Here is a 22499-nt window from a genome sequence, read left to right on the forward strand (position 1 = left end):
TCGCATGAGTCTGTTTCTTCAAGTTATTTTGCCAATCATCGCCGTATTTGCCTCCGGTTATATTTTGCAACGGATACGTGTTTCCGATGTGCGCACACTGTCGACGGTGACGATTTATATTCTGACACCTGCTTTAGTTTTCATCAATTTATCTGAAGCCGATTTTGACAGCAGCTATATGATTATCGTTGTTTTTATGCTTGTTCTGTTTTTTATAATGGTCCTATTCAGTAAACTTCTTGCCCGGATTTTTAAATGGTCTGTGTCTGTAGAAAGTGCGACCATCCTAACTTCCGGGTTCATGAATTCCGGAAATTACGGGCTGCCGGTCGTGCTGTTCACTGTTGGGGAGGCGGCCTTGCCCTATGCGGTATTTATTATGGTCGTGCAATCGATGATGAATAACTTTTTTGGTGTCTATTATGCTTCCCGCAGCACAAGCGGTATCAAGCGGGCTCTCGGGAATATCATGAAAATGCCGGCTACTTATGCTGCTGTTTTGGCATTTATGTATCAGGGATTTTCCTGGCCGCCGTTCCCTGAGTCGATTCATTCTACACTTTCCATGGTAGGGGACGCGGCGATTCCGGTAATGATGGTGATGCTTGGCATGCAACTGGCCTCAATTACTTCATTGAAATTGAACTGGCAGGTGGTTACGTCGGCGGTCGTCCTGAAAATGGTCGCCTCACCGGTGATTGCCTTTATCTTTGTCGCCCTGATTGATGTGGATCCAATGGTGGCAGCGGTGCTGGTGATTATTTCCGCCATGCCGACTGCCGCGACAACGACGATGTATGCCATTGAGTTCGATACCGAGCCGGATCTGGTTTCCGGCATCACCCTTGTCGGCACGTTAATTAGTGTGGGCACCTTGACCATTCTTTTGAATATCATATCTTGAACGCAATGTTTTTATCTCGCCTGCCTGGGGAATGGTAGAGTATGAACAAAATATGAGTGAACTCGAGTCAGGGAGGCTAAAAACATGTTACGTACAATATTAATGATTATTGGTTTAGTTGTGGTGATTGGGTTTATTCTTTCCCTGCTGTAAACAGTAAATTTATCTAGTGACGGAAAAATCCGGGGTCTGCTCTTCTTACTGGAGAGCGGGTCCCGGATTTTTTTGCAGAATCATAAAAGATTAAACACACCAATTGTAATAAGAAGCACAGGCGGCACGAAGGTCATCTTTTTCAGCTTTTTGTTTTTTGATAAAAAAACTCCTGTTCGGATGCCGCTGTAAACAAACAGTCCGCTCATCAGGGCGACAAGCACAGCAGTCAAGGCTGGAGCATAGCCAAGCATAGATGCAGCAATCCCTGCCCCAAACGCATCCAGTGCGAGCGCCACGCCAAGCAGACATGCCTCCATCGGAGAAATTTGCCCTGAATTATCCAGATCGGCTTTATCAGGAGAGGCAAGAACGGTCTTCAACTTATGCTGCTCACCACTCGCAGCTTTCTCCGGCTGGATCAATGAATAAAGAGAGAAGAGACCGAGGGAAATCAAGATGCCGCTGCCGAGCATTTTCGTCATATCAGGGGAGATAAATCCGCTCAGCAAGTGGCCAATTGTCATGGAGGCAAGCACTATCATCCCGGAACAAAGCATTATAATCACCAGAGCGCTGAGTGGCACACGAATCTTTCGCATGCCATAGGTGATTCCGACCCCGAATCCATCCAGACTAACCGCAGTAACTAACAGAATTAATCCCATATATGCAAGCATTCTCATCAAGTCCTTTGTACTGTGTCTGGATTATTGTATGAAGGAGCGGCGGGGGAGTGTGCGGTGGATGAGAGTATCATGGTTCACTCCACCTCCAATTTCCGCTATACTAAAAGAAGCACAACTATAACAAACGAATAGTTTCACAGATAAATGCTTCAAAGAAAGGATTTTTACATGAGTAAAACTGTAGTACTTGCAGAAAAACCTTCCGTCGGCCGGGATATTGCCCGTGTGCTGAATTGCAGCAAAAAGGGCAATGGTTTTATGGAAGGGTCTAAATACATCGTCACCTGGGCACTCGGCCATCTGGTGACACTTGCTGATCCGGAAGTTTATGACGACAAATACAAGACGTGGAAGCTGGATGAACTGCCGATGCTGCCGAATCAGCTTAAATTGGTCGTGATCAAAAAAACCGGGAAGCAGTTTAATACGGTGAAAACCCAGCTGAACCGCGGAGACGTGAAAGAAGTGGTGATTGCGACAGACGCAGGACGTGAAGGAGAACTGGTGGCACGCTGGATTTTGGAAAAAGCTCGCGTGAAAAAGCCGGTGAAACGTCTGTGGATTTCTTCTGTCACCGATAAAGCGATCCGTGATGGGTTTAACCAATTGAAGCCGGGGAGCAAGTATGAGAATTTATATGCTTCTGCGGTGGCACGCTCAGAGGCGGACTGGTATGTCGGGCTCAATGCCACCCGCGCGCTGACAACGAAATTCAATGCCCAGCTGTCAAGCGGCAGGGTGCAGACCCCGACACTGGCGATGATTGCCCATCGCGAGGAGGAAATCAGGAAATTTCAGCCAAAAACCTTTTACGGACTGCAAGCGAAGACCGACAAAGGCTTTACCCTCACGTGGCAGGATGAGAAAAATAACAGCCGGACATTTTCCAAGGAAAAAGCCGAGCAACTGCTTGATCAGCTAAAAGGCAAGCCGGCAAAAGTAGTCGGTGTTGACAAGAAATACAAGAAAAAGTTTGCCCCGCAGCTGTATGATCTGACAGAGCTGCAGCGTGATGCCAACCGGATCTTCGGTTTTTCCGGCAAACAGACCCTGTCCCTGATGCAAAAATTATATGAACAGCATAAGGTGCTGACCTATCCAAGGACCGATTCTCGCGTGCTTTCCTCTGACATTGTGCCGACACTGAAGGACCGGGTGAAAGCGGCTGGGGTGGATCAGTATGCGAAGGCGGCTGGGAAAGTTTTGCGTAAGGAGCTTAAGCTTTCCAAATCCGTGGTGGATAATGCGAAAGTTTCCGACCACCATGCGATTATTCCGACCGAGCAGCATGTAGTTCTGGGAGACCTGCAGGATCAGGAGCGGAAAATTTATGATCTTGTAGTCAAGCGGTTCCTCGCCGTGCTGTCCGATCCGTATGAATTTGAACAAACAACCATCACAGCTGAAATTGCGGGTGAGCGTTTTACCGCCAAAGGGAAAATCGTCAAGAAGCAGGGCTGGAAAGAAATTTATGATAACCGGACAGATGATGAAGACGATGAAGGCGATCAGCAGCTGCCTGCAGTGGAAAAAGGTGATACATTTACCGGGCTGCGCATGAAACAAACCAGCGGGGAAACCAAGCCACCGGAGCGTTTCAATGAAGGAAGCCTCCTGCAGGCGATGGAAAATCCTACTCGCTACATGCGTGCAGATGAAAAACATCTCGCCGGGACCATCAGCAAAACAGGCGGGCTCGGCACGGTGGCGACCCGCGCAGATATTATTGAAAAACTGTTCAATGGAATGTACATGGAAATGAAAGGCAAGCATATCTTCCTTACTTCCAAAGGCCGCCAGCTTCTGGACCTCGTGCCCGAGGATCTGCGATCACCAGCGCTGACTGCCGAATGGGAGAAAAAGCTCACCCTGATTGCGGAAGGAAAACTGAAAAAAGATCAGTTCATCGGGGAGATGAAAGGCTACACAAAAGAAGTCGTGCAGGAAATCAAATCCAGTGAGGAAAAATTCAAGCATGACAACATGACTGGCACCAAATGTCCGGAGTGCGGCAAATTGATGCTGGAGATCAAGAACAAAAAAGGCCGTATGCTTGTCTGTCAGGACCGCTCCTGCGGCAACAAGAAAAATATTGCCAAAGAGACAAACGCCCGCTGCCCGAATTGCCATAAACGCCTGGAGCTTCGAGGTGAAGGGGAAGGGCAAATGTTCATGTGTAAATGCGGGCACCGCGAGAAGCTGTCTGCGTTTAATGCCCGGAAACAAAAGGAGAAAAAGCACAACGTCTCCAAGAAAGAAGTGAACAAGTATTTGAAGAAGCAGGATGACGGGTTTAGTAATAATGCGCTGGCGGAGCAGCTGGCGAAGTTGAAGAAATAAATAGGGTAGGGCGCGCGTAACTATCCAAAAAAACAAAAGCTGAAGCGGGTGTGTTTACCCTGCTTCAGCTTTTGTTTATATTGCGCTTCTCTATTTATTGATGATGGACAGGGTCGTCCTCTACATGATGGTCTGATTCATTTTTATCCGAGGACTTCATCTCACCTTTCAGATCCTGTCCCGCTTCCTTGAAATCTTCCTTGGCATCCTTCGCGGTGGAAGCAATTGTTTTGGTTTCCTTTGCGATATCTTTCGTTTGATCCACGGCGTCCTTGGTGGTTTCTTTTATTTCCTGTCCCTGATTATCAAGGATCTGCTGGATTTTTTGCACCGTGTCTTTGGTGATCGCAGTGGTGCGCTTCACTTTGTCGATGATCGCATTCTTAGTTCCCTGGGGATCCTCTTTCACTGTGGTTGCATAATTGCTAACCTTGTCTTTCATTTGCACGGAGGAATCCTTAATCTTTGTACGTGTGCCGGTGTTCAGTAAAAGCAGCGAAACACCTGCTGCGATGGCGCCGGCACCGACAAGAACTCCGACTTTATTGTTTTTTCTTTCTGCCATGTGAATTTCCCCTTTCTCATGTTGCCAACTATTTACTGGGAATTAATACCGTTTTTCTTCTACTATATTGTGATCTTTATCCAGGATTTCCACTTTGCTTGGGCTGTTTTCCTGGGCCATCTTTGTTGCTGCCGCGATGGCATCGTCTTTCGCAGCATATTCTTCTTCGGGCGCAACATCTTCCAATTTTACAAACCAGCCCGTCACATCGGCATTTGGTGCTACACTATATTTCTTCACTTCTGCAAAACTCCTTTTTCAATTGCTTATACCAGTTCATACCCGGGAGAAACAGAAATCAAACATGAATATTTGATGGTGCCTGTCACTTCCCGAAATTTGTCGAATGTTACCGTATGAAATAATACCACCTCAAATTTATTCATGCGATGCAGTCAATTTTCCAGCCACGATCATATATATGTAGTAACAAAGGATATTTCATGTTGGGGGGGGGGGGGGGCGTATTAATGGCAGTTACAGTAATAAAATGGGTTACTGGTGGGCTGGAGGCACTTTGGGGATTTCCTGTTCTTGGGGGGGGATGCTTGTAATTAGTTTACTTTGGATACCTCTTGTTTTTATGCTGGCATTACACATCGTGGGTCTTGTGTTAGCAAGTAAAAATGGACAGAAAGACGACTGGTCATATTCTTGGAATAATCACTTCTCGTGTTGCTTGGATTCCTATCGTTGGAATGGTAATGCATATATTAACAGCAGTATTCTTAATGACTGAAGCACAGGGAAAAAAGAATAGTAAATAAAAAGGAGATCATACCAATCATTCCAGATCATAAAAAAAGAAGACATACACCATCTACTTCTGGTAATGCCTCCAGCGAAATAATTATTTTTCTATCGTAATACTCCCATTACTTGTTCGCAGTTTTATTTCATGATCCCCATCTCCGGTTACTGTATCCCAGTCAGAATCCCCAAAGACGGTTACTCTTCCATTATCTGTCCGGGCATCAATGACAGCATTTGCCTGTTCTTCTTCCGTTTGGATGGTAATACTTCCATTATCCGTTTCCAGATCCATCGACCGATCCAAATCCGGAGTATCAAAAGAAATCGATCCGTTATTTGTCTTGCCGGTAATCTTCCCTTCCACATCAGCCAGCACGATTTTGCCATTGGCTGTGTTCAAATCTACCGTTTCAGCGGTGATGCTATCCAGCGTGATTTTTCCGTTGTCTGTCAATGCCTGGATTTCCTTCACCGCTAATTCTTCTGCTTGAAAGGTGCCATTGTCCGTGTCCACGATTAAAGAATCATAATCTTTTGGCGGAAGGTACAGATTGAGTGTGGCAGACCCTGTAAAAGTAATAAACTGAAACAGCTTTCTTTCCTTAGCTACTTCAATAATTAATGTATCCCCTTCTGTCTCTACCGAAAAATTTGGCTTATCCCTTTCCGAGACGCTTCCTTCCAGTTCAATTTTTGCCTGACTTGTATCGGTCCGGAAAACATTTACTCGCCCGTTATCCATTCGGATGTTAATGTTTGCTATCTCCGTCATGTCTACATCTCGTTCTGCTGCCACAGATGATTCAACAGAGGGAAAGGTAAAAACACTCCCGAGCACACCCGCGACGATTAACAAAGAAGCGATGACGGCAATTTTACGCATGGTTTAGTCCTCCCTTCACAAGTTTTGTATTAAAGTGCAAATACCGGACGAATCCTTTGGAAATCAGCCTGGTGGCATACAACATACCGATGGCGAGCAGCAACCCAACACCCAGAAGTGCAATGGAAAGAAAGAAATCGAACCATAGAAATAATTCCGGGTAGATGACCGCTTCAATGAGTACCAGCGGCAGGGATGCCATAAATGCTACAGCAGCAACCCACCCGGCAAAGACAACGGAGATCAGCGCAATAAAAGGCCCCAGCACGATAACCAAATTAAAGAAACCCAATCCGACTGTGGCCCATGCTGCCCGGAAAATATTCCCTGCTGAAGAAGATTGATCGGCTTGTTCCAGGTAATAGGCAGCGGTCATTTCTTTGGCAATTTGCTGCGGGGAACCCAGAGCCTCCGCAATTTCTTCCTCGGTTTTTCCTTCTTCCCCGGTTCCAACTTGAAAATGTTCCTCGAAATCCAGCAAAATATCTTTCTGTTCTTTTTCCGGCAGCTTGTTTAGTGCTGCTTGAAGTTTGTGTAAAAATTGCCGTTTATTCATCATGAACGCCCTCCTTGATCAATTGATTCACGCCAGTGGAAAATTGCTGCCATTCATCCAGCAGCTGCTTCAGGTAATTCCTTCCTTGATCTGTCAGACAATAATATTTCCGGGAAGGACCTTCTCTGGATTCCTGAAGATAGGTGGTAAGATATTCTTCCTTTTTCAGGCGCCTGAGTAATGGATAGACAGAGCCTTCCGATATGGCAATCTGTTCGGAGATTTTTTGTACAAGCTCATAACCATAGCGGTCATTTTTCTGCAGCAGCACCAATACACATAGTTCCAGAACACCTTTCTTAAACTGTATATTCATTTAGAGTGCTTCCTTTCATCATTTCACTACTGTTTTATGAACAGTAGTGTTACTTTCATTATACATAAACTATTGTACATTACAAGGTACTTTGTAATATTTTTTTTGAGTTGGAAATTTTGTACAGGTAGATTCACTATACATGGGTTTCATAATTCGATATAATGATAGTCATAAAAATTTCCGAGTTACATAGTGGGGATTAATGAAGGGCTGGCAGTCTGACGCGAAGGGGGATACATATGAAAAAAATTATCGAATCCAATGTGAAACAGATAGAAAACGAGATCATCGAGAACCGCCGGCACCTGCACCGGCATCCGGAATTGAGCAATCAGGAGAAAGAAACATCCGTTTTTATTCAGGAAAAATTAACTGAATACGGTGTAAAATATGAGACTGGATTCGCAAAATACGGTGTGCTCGGCATCATTGAAGGTACCAAACCGGGGAAAACCGTGGCATTAAGGGCGGACATGGATGCCTTGCCGATCCAAGAGCAAAACGACCACGAATTTGTTTCCGAGCAGCCAAATGTCATGCATGCATGCGGCCATGATGCCCATACGTCGATGCTGCTTGGGGCGGGAAAAGTCCTGCAGCAGTTGAAAGAGGAATTGCAAGGGACCGTGCTTTTAGTATTTCAGCCGGCGGAAGAGGACGCTCCCATTGGCGGTGCCGGCGTGATGATGAAGGATGGCGTATTTGACACCTATACACCGGATGTCATTTACGGGCAGCATGTATGGCCGTATATTCCATCAGGCATGGTGGGGATCCATGACAAAGAGATCATGGGAGCATCCGACCGTTTTAAAATTACACTGAAAGGGAGCGGCGGACATGCCAGTATGCCTCAGCAAACCAGGGATCCTGTCGTTGCCGCCGGTCAGCTGATTACGAGTCTGCAGACGATTGTCTCAAGAAATCTCGATCCGCTCGAAGCTTCTGTTGTGACGATCAGCATGCTTGAGGCAGGTAGTACGCCAAATATCATCCCGAGTGAAGTAACGTTGCAGGGCTCGATCCGCACGTACAATCCGGAAATCCGTGAGCGGCTCAAGGAGCGTTTTTTCACGATCACCAATCAGGTGGCTGCCGCTTTTGAGACAGAGGCGGAAATTGACTATTTCGACGGGTATCCCGCGACAATCAATACACCTAAATGGGCCCAAACTGCCAGGGAGTCCGCCCGTAAAGTGCTGGGGGAAGAGGCGACACCTGACTTTAACCCCTCCTTGGCCGGCGAAGATTTTGGCCGCTATTTGCAAAAATACCCTGGTGCTTTCATCTGGCTCGGCACACAAATAGAAGATAAGGAAAACCAGGCACCGCTCCATGACGCAAAATTTAAAATCAATGAGAAGATGTTGGCTAGTGGTGCGACACTGCTCGCTCAGGTGGCTGTCGATGCATTGAATCAACTAGAAGAGGAGGGAGCAGATGAGTGAATTTGTAAAAGAGCTGACTCCCCAGCTGATAAAATGGCGCCGGGAGTTCCATCAGTATCCCGAACTTGGCTTTATGGAATATGTTACTACTTATAAATTAGCAAAAGAATTGCAACAGCTCGGTTTTCAAATTCATATCGGCAGGGAGGCGATGGACGGTGTTTCTCGTCTTGGCATGCCGGATGAGGCCCAGCTGGCAGAGCAGGAGAAAAAAGCACTGGAAGCCGGAGTGCCAGAGGATTGGCTGGCGCATATGCAAGGCGGTTTTACCGGTGTCGTGGCTGAATGGGATACAGGCAAGTCCGGGGATCATTTTGGGTTTCGTTTTGATATCGACGCACTGCCGATTCAGGAAGCAGCGGAGGAAACTCACCTGCCATCCCAGGAGAATTTTTCCTCTGATAATGCCCAGACGATGCACGCTTGCGGGCATGACGGCCATATGACGATCGGGCTCGGGGTCGCTTCCTATATTGCGGCACACCACGAGCAGCTGGAAGGCAAGTTTACCCTCTTGTTTCAGCCTGCAGAGGAAGGAGGACGCGGTGCGAAAGCGATGGTGGAAAAAGGCTGGCTGGATGACGTGGACTATTTCTATTCCGGTCATATTGGCATCAAGCCGCTCCCGGTTGGTCATGTGGCGGCGACGGTGAACGGATTTCTCGCTTCTGCCAAATTCAATGTCTCGTTTCATGGCGCTTCTTCCCATGCCGGTATGCACCCGGAACTCGGGAAAAATGCACTCCTCGCAGCAGCAGCTGCGGCAACCAACCTGTATGCCATTCCCCGCCACAGTGATGGGGTGACTAGGATAAATGTAGGGAAAATGACGGCAGGGAGCGGGCGCAACATTATCCCGGAAGATGCGGTCCTGGAAGTGGAGACGCGCGGTGAAACACAGAAGATCAACAGCTACATGCTGACAGAGGCAAAGCGTGTCGTGCAGGCGGCCGCGCTGATGCATGATGTGGCCTGTGAAATTGACGAGGTTGGTGTTACTGAAGGGATTACCTGTGATCCGGAATTGATTGATAGCATTCAATCGGCTTGCACATCAGCGGGATTTGTGAAAAAAGTGCTGCCGGCAGCAGATGTATCTGGATCCGAGGATGCGAGTTTTATGATCAATCGTGTTCAGCAGCATGGCGGAAAAGCCACTTATATGCTGTTTGGCACGGAACTTGGCCATCCGCATCATCATCCTGCTTTTGATTTTCAGGAAGAAGTGCTGCCTGTGGCGGTGGAAACTTTTATCCGGATCATTGAAGGAGGCGCTTCGATTGAGTGATCGGAAAGCATGGCTGTTGGAAACACTGCATATCCTGAATGGGACAGATACGATGGACGCTTCTGATGGGTTTACACGGCTTAGCTTTACCGAAGCGGAAAAAGCGGTCCATAGGCAATTTGCTGTCACCGCAGAAGAATTGGGCTTGAGTGTACGCAGTGATGAGGCTGGTAATCAATGGGCGCTGTGGGAGGCAGATGCGTCCGCTCCAATGATAACGCTTGGTTCCCATTTAGATACCGTGGACAATGGAGGCGGATATGACGGTGTGGCTGGGGTGCTCACGGCACTGGCTGCTGTTAAACAATTAAAGGATAGCGGATATCAGCCGAAGAAAACGATTGCCGTGATTTGTTTTGTTTTCGAGGAATCGGCCCGTTTTGGCGTTTCCACGATTGGTTCTAAAGCAATCACCGGCAAACTCGATAAGCAAGCGATTGCCGATGTGGAAGACCGTGACGGCGTGACGATCAGAGAAGCTGCAAAGGGTTTTGGTTTAGATTGGGGCGCGATAGATGAAGCAGCAGTCCCGTCAAACCGAATCGAAAGTTTTCTCGAGCTGCATATTGAGCAGGGAACCGTCTTGCCAGATTCCGGTTGCGAAATCGGCATCGTTCATGGCATTGCCTGTCCCGTCAGGCTAAAAGTAACTGCTTCCGGCATGGCCAATCATACGGGAACCACCCCGATGGATAAGCGCCAGGACGCATTTGCCGCTGTTGCTCCTCTGGTGCAAGCTGTACAGCAGGAGGCTTTTAAGCGGAATCAGGAAGCTGATCAGCAACTGGTCGCTACCGTCAGCACCGTTAATCTAAAACCAAATGCGATGAATGTCATTCCAGGGGAAGTCGAGCTGGGGATCGACATTCGCAGTGTCGATGATGCGGCAAAACGGAATTTTGCCGCTTGGGTAAAAGAGCATTGTGCCGAACTAGAGAGCGAAACTGGTGTTAACATCGACGTTTCTACTCTCGTCAACAATGATTCGGTGATGCTCGATGATCCCATCAGGGAGAAGCTGCTGAACGTGAGCCGCGATCTTGGCTACCGAACATTGGAAATGAATAGCGGCGCCGGGCACGACGTTATGAACATGCAGGCAAAATGGCCGTCCGGACTCGTTTTTATTCCGTGCAAGGATGGAATTAGCCATCATCCGGCAGAGTTTGCCTCAATGGAAGATATTGATAGAGGAGTACAGGTGCTGGCAGCATTTTTAAAGAGCGAAGCCGGCGGAGAGAACTAAACACAGCGGGATTTGAACAAGGATCTTTTCGTAACTTTTTTATTTATTTCGTAGTTGATGGAAACTGGGACATAAGTTATCGGTGAGAAAATTTCTGTTACAAAGTGCTCGTTGATTTCCGCTGCGGGCAGTCGCTTTCCGCAGCGATAGCTAAGTTATGTCACAGTTTATAGATATTGTGATATGAAAAAACAGAGAAACATACGAAAAAACATAGGGAGAGGATGTACATATGGCTGCCAAAAAAAGGCCGTCCATGATGAACCGCGCATTGAATGGGATTGAGACAGTCGGAAACCGGCTTCCCGATCCATTTATGCTGTTCGTCATTTTGGCGGGACTCGTTATTGTCTTATCATGGGTTATTTCCTTATTTGACGTGACATTTACCATACCGGGAGAGGAAGAAGAGCTGGCAATCCGCAGCATTGTGTCAGCGGAAGGACTGCAGTTCATTCTCACTTCCATGCTGGAAAACTTTGTCACGTTTACCCCATTGGGTGTCGTCCTGGCAATGATGCTCGGGATAGGACTTGCTGACAAGGTGGGACTCTTGGAAACAGCGATCAAAAGCACGATCCTGAAAGCACCAAAATTCATTGTTACCTATGCGGTTGTTTTTACCGGTATTTTGGGAAACCTGGCATCAGATGCGGCGTTTGTTATTGTGCCACCGCTTGCCGCTATGGTATTTTACAACATCGGCCGCCATCCGCTGGCAGGACTTGCCGCCGGTTTTGCGGGTGTGGGAGCCGGCTTCACAGCGAATATCATGATTACCGGTACCGACGCCCTGCTTTCCGGGATTTCTACAGAAGTTATTCAGACAGTGGATCAAAGTTTGACGGTCACGCCGGTGGATAACTGGTTTTTCATGATTGCTTCTGTGTTTATTTTAACGGCAGTGGGCGGACTGGTCACCGAGAAACTGGTGGAGCCACGTCTGGGCCAATATGAAGGAAATGTAGGGAAGGAGATTACCCAGTCAACCGGGCAAGAAACCAAAGGGCTGCGCAATGCTGCGATTTCGGCACTTATTTATGTAGCTGTAGTTGTCGGTGTTATCCTCCTGCCGAATTCCCCGCTTACCAATGAACAGGGCGGGATTGTTCCATCACCATTCCTGGACGGTATCGTGCCGATTATTTTGTTCGGGTTTATCACGGTTGGTGTGACATATGGAGTGACGGTCAAGAAAATTAAAAGCTCCCGCGACATTGGTTCTTTTATGGGTCAAGCGATGAAGGATATGTCCGGGTTTATCGTATTAGTGTTTGCGGCATCGCAGTTTATCGCTTATTTTGAATGGTCGAATATGGGGTCCTGGATTGCGGTCAGCGGCGCGAATGCTCTGGAGTCAATTGGACTGACTGGAATCGCTGTGATTATCGGCTTTATCCTGTTAACTGCTGTCCTGAACCTGTTTATTTTCAGCGGTTCGGCGCAGTGGGCATTGGAGGCGCCGATTTTCATCCCGCTGTTCTATTATCTGGGCTATCATCCGGCATTCATTCAAGCGGCATTCCGGATTGCCGATTCATCGACCAATATTATTACACCGATGAATCCGTATCTGATTATTGTGCTTGGATTTATGCAGGATTATGATAAGAAAGCAGGGATTGGTACATTGATCGCTCTGATGCTGCCGTACAGTATTTGTTTCTTGCTTACATTTATCACGATCTTTCTGCTGTTCTACTTCCTGGGGATTCCGTATGGACCGGGAATCGATGCGTTTCTGTAAATGAAAGGATGCTGACTAATGGAGATTTTTGGCAAAGAAATTCGCGGTGCTGTGGATAAAGAAACACGGTGTCGGCATTATCAGCAGACAAATGACCGGATCGCTATTAAGTTTTACTGCTGCGGGGAGTATTTTCCCTGTTATCAGTGCCATCAGGAGTATGGCTGCGGCAAGCCAAAGGTGTGGCCGCGCCGGTTGTTCGGTGAGCAGGCGGTGTTATGCGGATCCTGCGGCGAGGAGCTTGCAATCAACAGTTATTTAAACAGCGGCAATCGCTGTCCGGCATGTGAGGCTTCCTTTAATCCCGGCTGCGCTCTACATTATCATCTCTATTTTGCTAAAGAGTAATTTGCTATAGGCTGTTTACTTGCAGAAGAGAAAGCTTTATCATTAAATAGAGAAAGGTAATTTTTAGCGAAATAAGGAGGTTGCCATTCATGGCGTTTGTCATTTTGGATCCATGCAGACAGGAAAAATCGGCCGAATGCGTGAGCGTATGCCCGGTGGACTGCATTGAAGAAGGTCCGGATCAATTCTACATCGACCCAGATGTTTGTATAGATTGTGCTGCATGCAAGGCGGTATGTCCGGTAGATGCGATAGAGGAAGAATATGATTTGGAACCGCAACAAGAAGTGTTCCTGGAAAAGGCAGAAGAATTTTTTGCCAATAGATAACATAGGAGGAAGGCTGTTTTCCCGTGTGGGGAGGCAGTCTTTTTTATTTTTGAAAAATTAACTTGAAGTTGACGTTAACGTTAATGGTAAACTATAAGAAGAGGATGGTCAGAAATTTTAAATTTCTCGACATTCCCACTAGAGGTGATGATGGTGAGCAAAGAAAAAACCTATTCGATTTCGGATCTGGCATTGCAGTTTGATATTTCCACCCGGACGATTCGCTATTATGAGGAAATTGGCCTCTTGGCGCCAAAGCGCAGTAATAATGGCAGGCGAATTTTCACCAGGAAGGAAAAAACCCGGCTGCAGCTGATTTTTCGCGGGAAAAAGTACGGGTTCAATCTGGAGGAAATCCGGGAGATGATTCAGCTGTTTGACCAGGATCCTACAGGTAAGAGACAGCTGGAGAAGACCATCGAATATGGACAGGAGAAAGTAGAGGAGGTGACGCAGCGCATTGACGAACTCGTTTTAATCCGTACCGAGATGGAGCGACTGTTAGATGATTTTCAGGAACAATTAATAACATGGGAGGATGAGGAAGAATGAATCTGCCAAATCTGTTGGCACATCAGTCCAGGAAATTTCCAAATAAGGAGGGAATTGTTACACCAAATGAGCGAATTACTTACTTGGAATGGCATCTTGCTGTCAACCAGCTGGCTGACAGTCTCCGGAGAAGGGGTGTCGGCAAAGGGGATAAAGTGGTGCTGCATTTGCCAAATACAAAGGAATTTCTTTTCACGTATCTGGCGGTGCAGCGGATTGGCGGGCTAAGTGTGCCAATCAATGCCAGGCTCACACAACAGGAAATCTCCTATATCCTGAACCACAGTGATGCGAAGGTATTTGTTACCCATGAAGCGCTGTTTGCTCAAGTGAAGGGGCTGCCCGATGAGTCTGAATGCCTGTGGGTGAAAACCGGAGAGGAAGAGGGAGCGTGGCTTTCACTCGATGCGTTGATTGCAGAAGGATCGACGGAGGAAATTCCATGTGACCTGCTGGAGGATGAGGAAGCATCGATTCTGTATACATCCGGCACCACCGGCACACCAAAAGGGGTTGTGTTCACATACCGGAATATTTTAACCGTGGCAACCATGATTTGCATTGAAATGTCGATGAAACCGGAAAGCCGCGTGCTCCATATGATGCCGCTCAGTCATTCGGCTCCGCTGCATTTGTTTATGGCGGCAGGACTTTATGTCGGTGCTGCGCATGTAACTGTACCAACATTTACCCCGGAGCTTTTGCTGGGAACTGTGCAGAAGGAGAAAATCACCCATTTCTTCGGTGCGCCGGTTGCTTATCTCGGCAGTGCCAGCCATCCGGACATTAGCAATTATGACCTGTCATCTATGGAGTATTGGGTCTACGGAGGTGCGCCGCTTGGGGAGCAGGAAGTGCGGTTGGTGAAGGATAAATTTTCCACTAATCGGCTGATGTGCGTGTATGGGCTGACAGAAGCCGGACCGAGTGGGACGCTGCTTGGATTTGCTGATCACGCGGAAAAAGCGGGAAGCATTGGCAGGCGGGCTGCCTTGAATTGCGAAATTCGCCTGGTGGATGACAGAGGAGAAAACGTCGTCCAGGGTGAAGTCGGCGAAATCGTCCTTAAAGGAGAAGGAAACATGAAGGGCTATTACAAGAATGAAGCTCAAACAAGGGAAACACTGCATGACGGCTGGCTGTACACAGGAGATATGGCCAAGCAGGATGAAGAAGGCTTTTACTGGATCGTCGACCGGAAAAAAGACATCATCATATCCGGCGGGGTGAATATTTTTCCGAAAGAAATCGAGCACGCCCTGATGAGCCATCCAAAAATAGCAGATGCGGCGGTTGTTGGCACACCTAATCCGGATTGGGGCGAAACGGTTAAAGCGTTTGTGGTGGTTGAAGAAGAAATGGAAGATGTTGCAGCTGTCTGCAAAGAGTTTCTGCGTGAAAGATTAGCAAGTTACAAAATACCAAGAGTATATGAAACTTTGGAAGTGCTTCCCAGAAATGCAACAGGCAAGCTGCAGAAAAATCAGCTTCGCGACCGGGTGGAGGAAGGCGGCAAACAATGAGAAATTTTTACCGGGAAGATGTAAATTTACTGGAGTTGCTGAAATCCCGGCTGCCCAAAGATTTTTTCCAATGGGCGGACGGTGAGCTGGAGAAGCTTGGCGCATTCACTGCCGGGACCATGGATGAACGCGCCGTCCACACCGACAGGGAAGGACAGCCGCGCCTGATCCGTTATGACAAAATGGGCAAGGAAGTCTCCCATGTCTGGCTGAATGAGGGCTACAGACAGACGGTGGAAGAAACCTATAACACGGGGATTGTCGGCTATATCCATAAGGAAATCCCAGAGCTCAGGGTTAAAGGAAACTATGTCTATGCATTTGCCCAAGGCTATCTGGTGTCCCATGCCGAGCCTGGCTTTTACTGCCCGATCACGCTCACCAAAGCAACAGCGTATTTGCTGGATCATTATGGCTCGGACGAACTGAAAGAGGCGTTTTTGCCGCATGTCCTGTCCACCGGAGAAACCAAGCTCTATGAAGGGGCAACCTTTTTGACGGAACGGCAGGGAGGCTCCGATGTTGGGGCAAATGAAACAACAGCGGTGAAGGAAGGGGATCATTACCGCATTTCCGGAGAAAAATATTTCGCCAGCAATGCCGGTGCCTGCGGGGTGGCCATGGTTCTTGCCCGAATGGAAAATGCGCCAGAAGGGACGAAAGGGCTTAGTTTGTTTCTGGTGCCATGGGAGGAAAATCGGCTGGAGGGCAGGCTCCGCATCCGCCGGCTGAAGGACAAACTGGGTGTGCGAGCCGTGCCTTCAGCGGAAGTGGAGTTCGAAGGTGCCAAAGCATATCTGGTCGGGGATCCGGCAAAAGGATTTTCCTATATGATGGAGGCGCTGAATCTGTCACGTGTCTCAAATGCTGTTGCTTCTCTTGGCATCATGCGCCGTTCATTTCTCGAAGCGAAAGACTATGCGTCAGAAAGGGAAGCATTTGGCAGCAAGCTAACCAGCTATCCCATGGTCCAATCCACCTTGAGCAGAATGGCGGCAAAGCAGGAAATGGAGCTTAAAGCAATGTTTGAGGTCATCGCCCGGATGGATAAGGTGATGGGCAAAGAAACCAAGCATGCTGTCACGGTTGAAGAAGAGGCTCTGTTTCGTCTGTATGTCGCCATCCTGAAAAAAGAAACGGCAGAGCAGGCGGTTGAATTTACCCATGAGGCGATTGAAATGCATGGAGGCAATGGTTATATTGAAGATTTCGTTACTCCAAGGCTGCTCCGCGACGCGCAAGTGCTGACCGTCTGGGAAGGGACAGCCAACATTCTCGGATTGGAAGTACTAAGGCTGATTGGGAAATATCAAGTGGATGAATTATTCGTACATGAAATGAAAGAGCGGTTGCATGAAGTGAAGGATGAGACCTGGGTGACCGTGATTAAGGAAGAACTGGGAAAACTCAAGGATAAAATCAGCAAGATGAAGACACTTTCTCCGGATCTGCAAACCTATTACAGCAAGACCGTAGCCAAAGATTTTTGTGCTATTTTTGAAAGTGTTGTAGCGGTGGAAAGTTTAGAAGAAGGCAGCAGCAGAGACAGGGCTGTCGCGCTGGCGTATTTGAATAACGTATGGAATAGCGATGAAATTAGTAGTGAACCTGCCGATTTGCAGTTGTTTTCTGAGATGTTTTAAAGGATCTGTAGCACTATTGAGAAGACAAAAAAAATCCCGGCATATGTTGAGCGGCCAATTTAGTGGCGGACATGTACCGGGGTTTGCTATTTCAACAGGTCACTATTTATCTTCTGCCTTTTCAGCAATTTTACTTGCAATCCAGCGTTCGGCGGTCGTTTCGTCAATTTCATAGATTTTTCCTGCCCGCAGCAAATCTCCGTGATAGGCCGTTTGCACATTCATCTTCACTTTTACCATTGGTCTCGCCCCTTTTGATACAAGTATAACATGGAATGATGTTTCGTCGTATGTCCGTGCCCGTAAAAAGGACGCTCCACCCATAGAGCCCCCTTGTTTACTGCTGTCCTTTTATCATCTGCGAAAAGTCGGACTCGGTTCAAGCGGTAACTAAAAACCTATTGAATTTATCGTTTCCATTTGATACCATTTGTAACAGCATTGTAATAATCAGAAAGTTACTGAATTCATTGGTTTCATATCGATAGAAAAGACGATGGCTTAATAGAATAGTTGATATATATTTGGAAAGGGCTGGAAGCAAATGGGTAACTTATTGAAGAATATTGCGATTTGGGGTATTTGGATTATAGTGGGCGTTGGTGCAATTGCTTCGTTAATTTTTGCGTATTTGGTTTTCTCTTCTTGGCAAAGCACAAACGAGGAAGACAAAGCAGAATATACAAGCGAAGTTGAAATGGCGCAATCAGGGCAGGGCGAAGGAGAAAGCGAAGAAAGTGAAGCGGCAGGAAACTACCCTTCTGAAACAGCATTCCGAAACGATTTGCATAAAATGACTCATCAGAAAGTAACTGCTTCGGAAAAATGGGGTCACTTGGAGATTACGGAGGAAAGAATTGATAATATGCTTCAAATCCTGGAAGAGTACGGGGTAGACAATTATTCTTCAGGGCACTTTTTTGAAGAAGTATTGAACGAATGGAAAAATGGCGACTTCAGCAATGCGGTTGAAGTTCATAACACAATATGGAGTGAAGAGAACGGAACGGTCGGAAGGGCAACAGGTCTAATGACCGAAAGCGAAGAACAATCGTATATTGAAAAACATTTCGAATAGACAGGGCTGATTTTTGCAGTAAACAAACCGTGTGAAGATTTACTCCTGACAAGCAAGTGACACGAAGCAAAAACTAAAGCAAGGCTGGTGAGCCTTCACGTAATATCGTGCTACGGGTCCTCACCAGCTTCTTGTTTTTACTGCTATCCCTTTATCATCTGCAGCGCCTGAGAGGTATCTGTGGTCGGCTGCTGACAGGCAAAATTCTCACAAACATAGATGGTTGTTTGTCCTTCGATTTGCTTGTACTCTGAGGTGAATGGCGCCACAGCAACAAGCATCTCAGCAGATTCCCCGGCAAGAATTGCTACTCCTGGCAAATAATCCTGCTGCAGTTGGCTCAGCAACTCCTTCCTCTCCTGATCATCTTCGGCTCCAAGAACAACCACTTCTTTCGTAGGATTTTCCGTAAGCTGCAGGCTTTGCAGGAAGAACGGACTGGCAGCGGCTATTTGTTCGATCTCCTCATAAAAGGTATAGTACATTTCATCGACTTCATCCAAATAGGCAGTTTCCCCAGTAAGGAAGCCGAGACGAGTTAGCATCACGGCAGCGACACTGTTGCCGGATGGGATGGCCCCATCGTAAATCTCTTTGTCTCGTGCAATCAGCTTCTCTCCGTCGGTGCCACTGAAATAAAATCCGCCATTTTGCTCATCCCCAAACAGGCGAATCATCTCATTAGCCAGATGTTTCGCTGTCTGCAAATATTCCGGCGAAAATGTGGCTTCATACAGTTCCAAATAACCCCATAACAGAAAGGCGTAATCGTCAATAAATGCCTTGTTTTTTGTTTCTCCTTCACGGTAGCGCGCCATCAGCCTGCCTTCCTGAAACAAATGCTCCTCAATAAAGACAATAGCCGATTTCGCCATTTCAGTATACTGCGGATTGTCAAAAACCTTCCCAGCCTTGGCAAGCGCTGCAATCATTAGGCCGTTCCACCCTGTCAGGATTTTGTCATCGACATGGGGATAAACCCTTTTTTCCCGCGCCTCCAACAAGCGTTTTCTCGCGTGTTCCAGCCGCTCATCCAGATCAGCCCGAGACAGATCATGCCTCCTTGCCTCCTTATCCAGCACCCTGCCGATCAGGTTTGGGATATTTTTTTCTTCAAAATTTCCCGCGGGGGTGATGTCATAGACCGAGGCATACAACTGACCAAGCTCCTCGCCCAGGACATGGACGACCTCATCGTAATCCCACACATAATATTTACCTTCCACCCCTTCTGAATCGGCGTCAATAGCCGAATAAAAAGCGCCGTCTTTATGGGTCATTTCCCGCTCGATAAAGCGAATGATCTGCTCGCTTACCCGCTGGTAAAATGGATCCCCTGTCACTTGAAAACATTCCGTATAAACCATCAGCAAGAGCGCATTATCATAGAGCATCTTCTCAAAATGGGGAACCAGCCATTCCTTGTCCGTTGAATAGCGCGTAAAACCGAACCCAATCTGGTCGAAAATTCCTCCGTGTGCCATCGATTGCAGTGTGTTCTCGACGATTTTTAATGCTGCCCTCTCGCCGGTGAAATGATAATGTCTGATGAGGAACAGCAGATTCTGCGGCATCGGAAACTTTGGTGCATCGCCAAAACCGCCATACGAAAAGTCGCTGCTTTTAACGAGCTGCTTATAAGCCTGATCAATCGTGTCCTTTGTCAGCCGTTTCTCGCTCTTCTGCGTCTCGGTCCGATTAAGAGCGCTGGTGACACTTTCCGTGACCTCGGCAATATGCTCCGGATCCTTGGTGAATTTGTCATAAAGCTGGGTAAGCGCCTCGATGATACCAGGCAAACCGTATCTGCTTTTTTTCGGAAAATACGTCCCAGCATAAAACGGAATTTTCTCCGGCGTCATAAAAATCGTCAGCGGCCAGCCGCCATGACCGGTCATCATCTGACAGACTTTCATGTAAATCGAGTCAATATCCGGCCGCTCCTCGCGATCAACCTTGATGGAGATGTATTTTTCGTTTAGGATTTTCGCTACTTCCTCGTCTTCAAAGGACTCGTGTGCCATGACGTGGCACCAATGACAAGTGCTGTAGCCGATGGAAAGGAAGATTGGTTTATTTTCTTGTTTTGCTTTTTCGAATGCTTCTTCACCCCATGGAAACCAATCCACTGGATTGTGTGCATGCTGCAGTAAATATGGGGATTTTTCAGCGATTAATTTATTGGATTTATTGTTTGTTGGCATTGGACCACCACCTTATTTTATAATTCCCATTTTTAGTTTTCCCTAAAAGAAATGAAAGAAACGATTTAAAGATGTAAATAGCTTTTCCCGTGCTGAATATTTAGATTCAATGTGATATAAAAATTGAATGATTATAGCCCAATGACAATGAAATATTGTTGAAATATATATCCAGTTATTTGTCTATTATTGTCATCCTTTGTCAAAGGTATTTACATAGAGACTTTTGCCTTATATACTGAATGATGGTTCATGAAAATTAGTGATGAATATGGGGGCTTTTTAAATTGTTATGCAGAAAAATCTACAGCATTCTATTAGCAGAAAAAGACAGAAAATGATTAACTTAGCATTTGAAAAGGGCTTTACAAGCAGGGAGACTGTTGAATGCAGTCAGGAACTTGACCAGTTACTGAATTTATATAGAAGGTCAAATTACACAAAACTACAGGAAAATCTGACAGAAAGGCAGTATTGAGTTGTCTCTATTATAATGCATTACTGCTTTGTTATTTAAGACAGCAGGTTAGAAAATTTGTGAGTACTCATTTGAAGAGAAATTAGGAGCTGGGATATTTAAAAATACAATAACAGTGTAAGGGCTGTATTTAAGGTAGCACTTTTTATTTATATACAGGCCCTGCATAGTAATACTAAATAATACCTTACATTACAGCACTATGATAGTAGTATTTATTATAGTATATCTAGATAATGTTACTGCTGGCACTGCTGATGTCTGACACTATATCCATCCAATAAGACTTCATTCTCGTCGAATTTCTTTAATTTAGGATACGATACATAAGGGAAACTGACTAGAAGAGACTACTTTCTCCATTCTATTAAGACTCCCTCCCTCCAAACAACTAAAATAAAATTTCAACAAAACCCTTGTGCAATAACACAAAATTATATAATGTAGATAGTAACCATTAGAAAACGGGGAGAGGACTGGGTAATGGATTACGTTATCGGAGTGGATGGCGGTGGCACAAAAACGGAAGCTGTGCTTGCGGATGGACTGGGGAACTTAATTGCTCGGGCGGCTTCGGGACCGACCAATCTGAACGGCATGACAAAGGAACATGTACAGGAAGCCTTTACTGCATTGTTTTCCAGTTTAGAGGATCAGGCGCCAGATGCTTATTCACAGGTTGCCAGTATATTCGCAGGGATCGCCGGTGCGGGCAATGAACATAATAAGCAGCTGCTGCATGATCTCATTCAAACTTGTGCGCCCCATGTTGCGAAAATCCAAGTAGAAGCAGATGCAGTAAACGCTCTCTATTCCGGCACTTTTGGCAAGCCCGGAATTGTGCAAATTTCTGGAACGGGTTCGATTACATATGGAGTAAACCGGCAGCAAAGCCAAGATCGCGTCGGAGGCTGGGGCTATTTGTTCGGGGATGAAGGGAGCGGTTATGATCTGGGGCGCCAGGCGATTGCCGGCGTTTTGCGTGCAGAGGACGGAAGAGGTGAAGATACGGCAATGCGTCCGCTGATTTATGCCCATTTCGGCGTCAATCATTCACAGGATTTAATTCAGAAAATCTATGCTGCTCCTTTTCCCAAACAGGAAATTGCTCCGCTCGCCAAAATCGTGTTTGCTGCCTATGCAGAAAACGATCCGCTTGCTGAGAAAATTTTAAAGCGATCTGCGAGGGAAACGGCGCTCAGCATTCAGACACTATATAAACGGCTCTTTTCACCCGATGAACAGGTGGATGTTGTTTTATGTGGCGGGGTATTCAGCAATCAAGACGTGCTGCCCCCGATGATTGGGCAAGAATTGCATGATTGCTCAGAGTGCAGACTGGTGCTACCAAGGCTCTCCCCAGTCGGCGGTTCAGTCATCGGTGCATTAAGTATGCAAAATCATCAGCCGGATCAGCGTATCATTGTTAACTTGATCCAGGCAATGGAATGAC

The 22499-nt window shown here is 46.7% G+C and carries 22 protein-coding genes and 1 pseudogene; 15 read left to right on the forward strand and 8 right to left on the reverse strand.

Annotated features, from left to right (window positions below; all coding sequences use genetic code 11):
- The first annotated feature begins 4 nt into the window (after positions 1–4).
- Positions 5–904 (forward strand): AEC family transporter, encoded by a 900-nt coding sequence (locus CEG13_RS03290; RefSeq protein WP_100010326.1) that lies wholly within the window; start codon positions 5–7, stop codon positions 902–904.
- A 233-nt stretch (positions 905–1137) separates the two neighbouring features.
- Here CEG13_RS03290 and ytaF read toward each other — a convergent pair whose 3' ends face one another.
- A complete protein-coding gene (gene ytaF, locus CEG13_RS03295; RefSeq protein WP_100010327.1) occupies positions 1138–1737 on the reverse strand; it encodes a sporulation membrane protein YtaF in 600 nt (199 codons plus the stop codon).
- 177 nt (positions 1738–1914) lie between these two features.
- On the opposite strand from ytaF, the gene CEG13_RS03300 reads away from it, so the two are divergent.
- A complete protein-coding gene (locus CEG13_RS03300) occupies positions 1915–4086 on the forward strand; it encodes a DNA topoisomerase III (RefSeq protein ID WP_100010328.1) in 2172 nt (723 codons plus the stop codon).
- 94 nt (positions 4087–4180) lie between these two features.
- Here the strand turns inward: CEG13_RS03300 and CEG13_RS03305 are convergent, their stop codons facing one another.
- Positions 4181–4651 carry a hypothetical protein gene (locus CEG13_RS03305; protein ID WP_100010329.1) on the reverse strand — a complete coding sequence of 157 codons (471 nt, stop codon included), beginning with the start codon at positions 4649–4651 and terminating at the stop codon, positions 4181–4183.
- A gap of 42 nt (positions 4652–4693) precedes the next feature.
- Positions 4694–4891 carry a DUF2188 domain-containing protein gene (locus CEG13_RS03310; RefSeq protein WP_100010330.1) on the reverse strand — a complete coding sequence of 66 codons (198 nt, stop codon included), beginning with the start codon at positions 4889–4891 and terminating at the stop codon, positions 4694–4696.
- 230 nt (positions 4892–5121) lie between these two features.
- On the opposite strand from CEG13_RS03310, the pseudogene CEG13_RS19045 reads away from it, so the two are divergent.
- Positions 5122–5418 (forward strand): annotated as a pseudogene (locus tag CEG13_RS19045) (hypothetical protein).
- 83 nt (positions 5419–5501) lie between these two features.
- On the opposite strand, the gene CEG13_RS03320 reads toward CEG13_RS19045, so the two are convergent.
- From CEG13_RS03320 to CEG13_RS03330, 3 genes are read right to left on the reverse strand one after another with little or no spacing between them, the layout of a single operon-like run.
- A complete protein-coding gene (locus CEG13_RS03320; protein ID WP_100010331.1) occupies positions 5502–6287 on the reverse strand; it encodes a DUF4097 family beta strand repeat-containing protein in 786 nt (261 codons plus the stop codon).
- Positions 6280–6843 carry an HAAS signaling domain-containing protein gene (locus CEG13_RS03325; protein ID WP_100010563.1) on the reverse strand — a complete coding sequence of 188 codons (564 nt, stop codon included), beginning with the start codon at positions 6841–6843 and terminating at the stop codon, positions 6280–6282. Before CEG13_RS03325 ends, CEG13_RS03320 begins: the two co-directional genes overlap by 8 nt.
- Positions 6836–7159 (reverse strand): PadR family transcriptional regulator, encoded by a 324-nt coding sequence (locus CEG13_RS03330; protein WP_100010332.1) that lies wholly within the window; start codon positions 7157–7159, stop codon positions 6836–6838. Before CEG13_RS03330 ends, CEG13_RS03325 begins: the two co-directional genes overlap by 8 nt.
- Before the next feature lie 242 nt (positions 7160–7401).
- On the opposite strand from CEG13_RS03330, the gene CEG13_RS03335 reads away from it, so the two are divergent.
- From CEG13_RS03335 to CEG13_RS03375, 9 genes are all read left to right on the forward strand, one after another.
- Positions 7402–8610: a M20 metallopeptidase family protein gene (locus CEG13_RS03335; RefSeq protein ID WP_100010333.1), complete on the forward strand. Its 1209-nt coding sequence runs from the start codon at positions 7402–7404 to the stop codon at positions 8608–8610.
- Positions 8603–9898, forward strand: coding sequence for an amidohydrolase (locus CEG13_RS03340; protein WP_100010334.1), 1296 nt, complete (start codon positions 8603–8605; stop codon positions 9896–9898). The genes CEG13_RS03335 and CEG13_RS03340 overlap by 8 nt, the downstream gene beginning before the upstream one ends.
- Positions 9891–11144, forward strand: coding sequence for a M20 family metallo-hydrolase (locus CEG13_RS03345; RefSeq protein ID WP_239984549.1), 1254 nt, complete (start codon positions 9891–9893; stop codon positions 11142–11144). Before CEG13_RS03340 ends, CEG13_RS03345 begins: the two co-directional genes overlap by 8 nt.
- A gap of 232 nt (positions 11145–11376) precedes the next feature.
- The gene (locus CEG13_RS03350) at positions 11377–12891 is read left to right on the forward strand and encodes an AbgT family transporter (RefSeq protein ID WP_100010335.1); all 1515 of its coding nucleotides are present in this window, start codon (positions 11377–11379) and stop codon (positions 12889–12891) included.
- An 18-nt stretch (positions 12892–12909) separates the two neighbouring features.
- Positions 12910–13239 carry a CHY zinc finger protein gene (locus tag CEG13_RS03355; protein WP_100010336.1) on the forward strand — a complete coding sequence of 110 codons (330 nt, stop codon included), beginning with the start codon at positions 12910–12912 and terminating at the stop codon, positions 13237–13239.
- A gap of 89 nt (positions 13240–13328) precedes the next feature.
- Positions 13329–13568 (forward strand): indolepyruvate ferredoxin oxidoreductase subunit alpha, encoded by a 240-nt coding sequence (locus CEG13_RS03360; protein WP_100010337.1) that lies wholly within the window; start codon positions 13329–13331, stop codon positions 13566–13568.
- A gap of 153 nt (positions 13569–13721) precedes the next feature.
- The gene (locus CEG13_RS03365) at positions 13722–14120 is read left to right on the forward strand and encodes a MerR family transcriptional regulator (protein ID WP_239984550.1); all 399 of its coding nucleotides are present in this window, start codon (positions 13722–13724) and stop codon (positions 14118–14120) included.
- On the forward strand, positions 14117–15643 hold the full coding sequence (locus CEG13_RS03370; RefSeq protein WP_100010339.1) for a class I adenylate-forming enzyme family protein: 1527 nt from the start codon (positions 14117–14119) through the stop codon (positions 15641–15643). The genes CEG13_RS03365 and CEG13_RS03370 overlap by 4 nt, the downstream gene beginning before the upstream one ends.
- On the forward strand, positions 15640–17286 hold the full coding sequence (locus tag CEG13_RS03375; RefSeq protein ID WP_100010340.1) for an acyl-CoA dehydrogenase family protein: 1647 nt from the start codon (positions 15640–15642) through the stop codon (positions 17284–17286). Before CEG13_RS03370 ends, CEG13_RS03375 begins: the two co-directional genes overlap by 4 nt.
- A 102-nt stretch (positions 17287–17388) precedes the next feature.
- Here CEG13_RS03375 and CEG13_RS18865 read toward each other — a convergent pair whose 3' ends face one another.
- Positions 17389–17526 carry a hypothetical protein gene (locus CEG13_RS18865; protein ID WP_192869508.1) on the reverse strand — a complete coding sequence of 46 codons (138 nt, stop codon included), beginning with the start codon at positions 17524–17526 and terminating at the stop codon, positions 17389–17391.
- 304 nt (positions 17527–17830) lie between these two features.
- Between CEG13_RS18865 and CEG13_RS03380 the strand changes: the two genes are divergently transcribed.
- Positions 17831–18364: a DUF6241 domain-containing protein gene (locus tag CEG13_RS03380; protein ID WP_100010341.1), complete on the forward strand. Its 534-nt coding sequence runs from the start codon at positions 17831–17833 to the stop codon at positions 18362–18364.
- A 143-nt stretch (positions 18365–18507) separates the two neighbouring features.
- On the opposite strand, the gene CEG13_RS03385 is transcribed toward CEG13_RS03380, so the two are convergent.
- Positions 18508–20568: a thioredoxin domain-containing protein gene (locus tag CEG13_RS03385; protein WP_100010342.1), complete on the reverse strand. Its 2061-nt coding sequence runs from the start codon at positions 20566–20568 to the stop codon at positions 18508–18510.
- A 292-nt stretch (positions 20569–20860) separates the two neighbouring features.
- Between CEG13_RS03385 and CEG13_RS03390 the strand changes: the two genes are divergently transcribed.
- Both CEG13_RS03390 and CEG13_RS03395 read left to right on the forward strand, forming a co-directional pair.
- A complete protein-coding gene (locus CEG13_RS03390) occupies positions 20861–21046 on the forward strand; it encodes an aspartyl-phosphate phosphatase Spo0E family protein (protein WP_100010343.1) in 186 nt (61 codons plus the stop codon).
- A gap of 483 nt (positions 21047–21529) precedes the next feature.
- A complete protein-coding gene (locus CEG13_RS03395) occupies positions 21530–22498 on the forward strand; it encodes an N-acetylglucosamine kinase (RefSeq protein WP_100010344.1) in 969 nt (322 codons plus the stop codon).
- The last annotated feature ends 1 nt before the right edge of the window (position 22499 follow it).

It is taken from the genome of Lentibacillus sediminis (assembly GCF_002763455.1).
GTDB lineage: Bacteria > Bacillota > Bacilli > Bacillales > Amphibacillaceae > Lentibacillus_D > Lentibacillus_D sediminis_A.

Excerpts from the sequence above, each read along its gene's own strand:
- CEG13_RS03290 (WP_100010326.1), top strand. The coding sequence starts at position 5 with ATGAGTCTGTTTCTTCAAGTTATTTTGCCAATCATCGCCGTATTTGCC.
- ytaF (WP_100010327.1), bottom strand. The coding sequence starts at position 1,737 with ATGCTTGCATATATGGGATTAATTCTGTTAGTTACTGCGGTTAGTCTG.
- CEG13_RS03300 (WP_100010328.1), top strand. The coding sequence starts at position 1,915 with ATGAGTAAAACTGTAGTACTTGCAGAAAAACCTTCCGTCGGCCGGGAT.
- CEG13_RS03305 (WP_100010329.1), bottom strand. The coding sequence starts at position 4,651 with ATGGCAGAAAGAAAAAACAATAAAGTCGGAGTTCTTGTCGGTGCCGGC.
- CEG13_RS03320 (WP_100010331.1), bottom strand. The coding sequence starts at position 6,287 with ATGCGTAAAATTGCCGTCATCGCTTCTTTGTTAATCGTCGCGGGTGTG.
- CEG13_RS03325 (WP_100010563.1), bottom strand. The coding sequence starts at position 6,843 with ATGAATAAACGGCAATTTTTACACAAACTTCAAGCAGCACTAAACAAG.
- CEG13_RS03330 (WP_100010332.1), bottom strand. The coding sequence starts at position 7,159 with ATGAATATACAGTTTAAGAAAGGTGTTCTGGAACTATGTGTATTGGTG.
- CEG13_RS03335 (WP_100010333.1), top strand. The coding sequence starts at position 7,402 with ATGAAAAAAATTATCGAATCCAATGTGAAACAGATAGAAAACGAGATC.
- CEG13_RS03340 (WP_100010334.1), top strand. The coding sequence starts at position 8,603 with ATGAGTGAATTTGTAAAAGAGCTGACTCCCCAGCTGATAAAATGGCGC.
- CEG13_RS03350 (WP_100010335.1), top strand. The coding sequence starts at position 11,377 with ATGGCTGCCAAAAAAAGGCCGTCCATGATGAACCGCGCATTGAATGGG.
- CEG13_RS03355 (WP_100010336.1), top strand. The coding sequence starts at position 12,910 with ATGGAGATTTTTGGCAAAGAAATTCGCGGTGCTGTGGATAAAGAAACA.
- CEG13_RS03360 (WP_100010337.1), top strand. The coding sequence starts at position 13,329 with ATGGCGTTTGTCATTTTGGATCCATGCAGACAGGAAAAATCGGCCGAA.
- CEG13_RS03370 (WP_100010339.1), top strand. The coding sequence starts at position 14,117 with ATGAATCTGCCAAATCTGTTGGCACATCAGTCCAGGAAATTTCCAAAT.
- CEG13_RS03375 (WP_100010340.1), top strand. The coding sequence starts at position 15,640 with ATGAGAAATTTTTACCGGGAAGATGTAAATTTACTGGAGTTGCTGAAA.
- CEG13_RS18865 (WP_192869508.1), bottom strand. The coding sequence starts at position 17,526 with ATGGTAAAAGTGAAGATGAATGTGCAAACGGCCTATCACGGAGATTTG.
- CEG13_RS03380 (WP_100010341.1), top strand. The coding sequence starts at position 17,831 with ATGGGTAACTTATTGAAGAATATTGCGATTTGGGGTATTTGGATTATA.
- CEG13_RS03385 (WP_100010342.1), bottom strand. The coding sequence starts at position 20,568 with ATGCCAACAAACAATAAATCCAATAAATTAATCGCTGAAAAATCCCCA.
- CEG13_RS03390 (WP_100010343.1), top strand. The coding sequence starts at position 20,861 with ATGCAGAAAAATCTACAGCATTCTATTAGCAGAAAAAGACAGAAAATG.
- CEG13_RS03395 (WP_100010344.1), top strand. The coding sequence starts at position 21,530 with ATGGATTACGTTATCGGAGTGGATGGCGGTGGCACAAAAACGGAAGCT.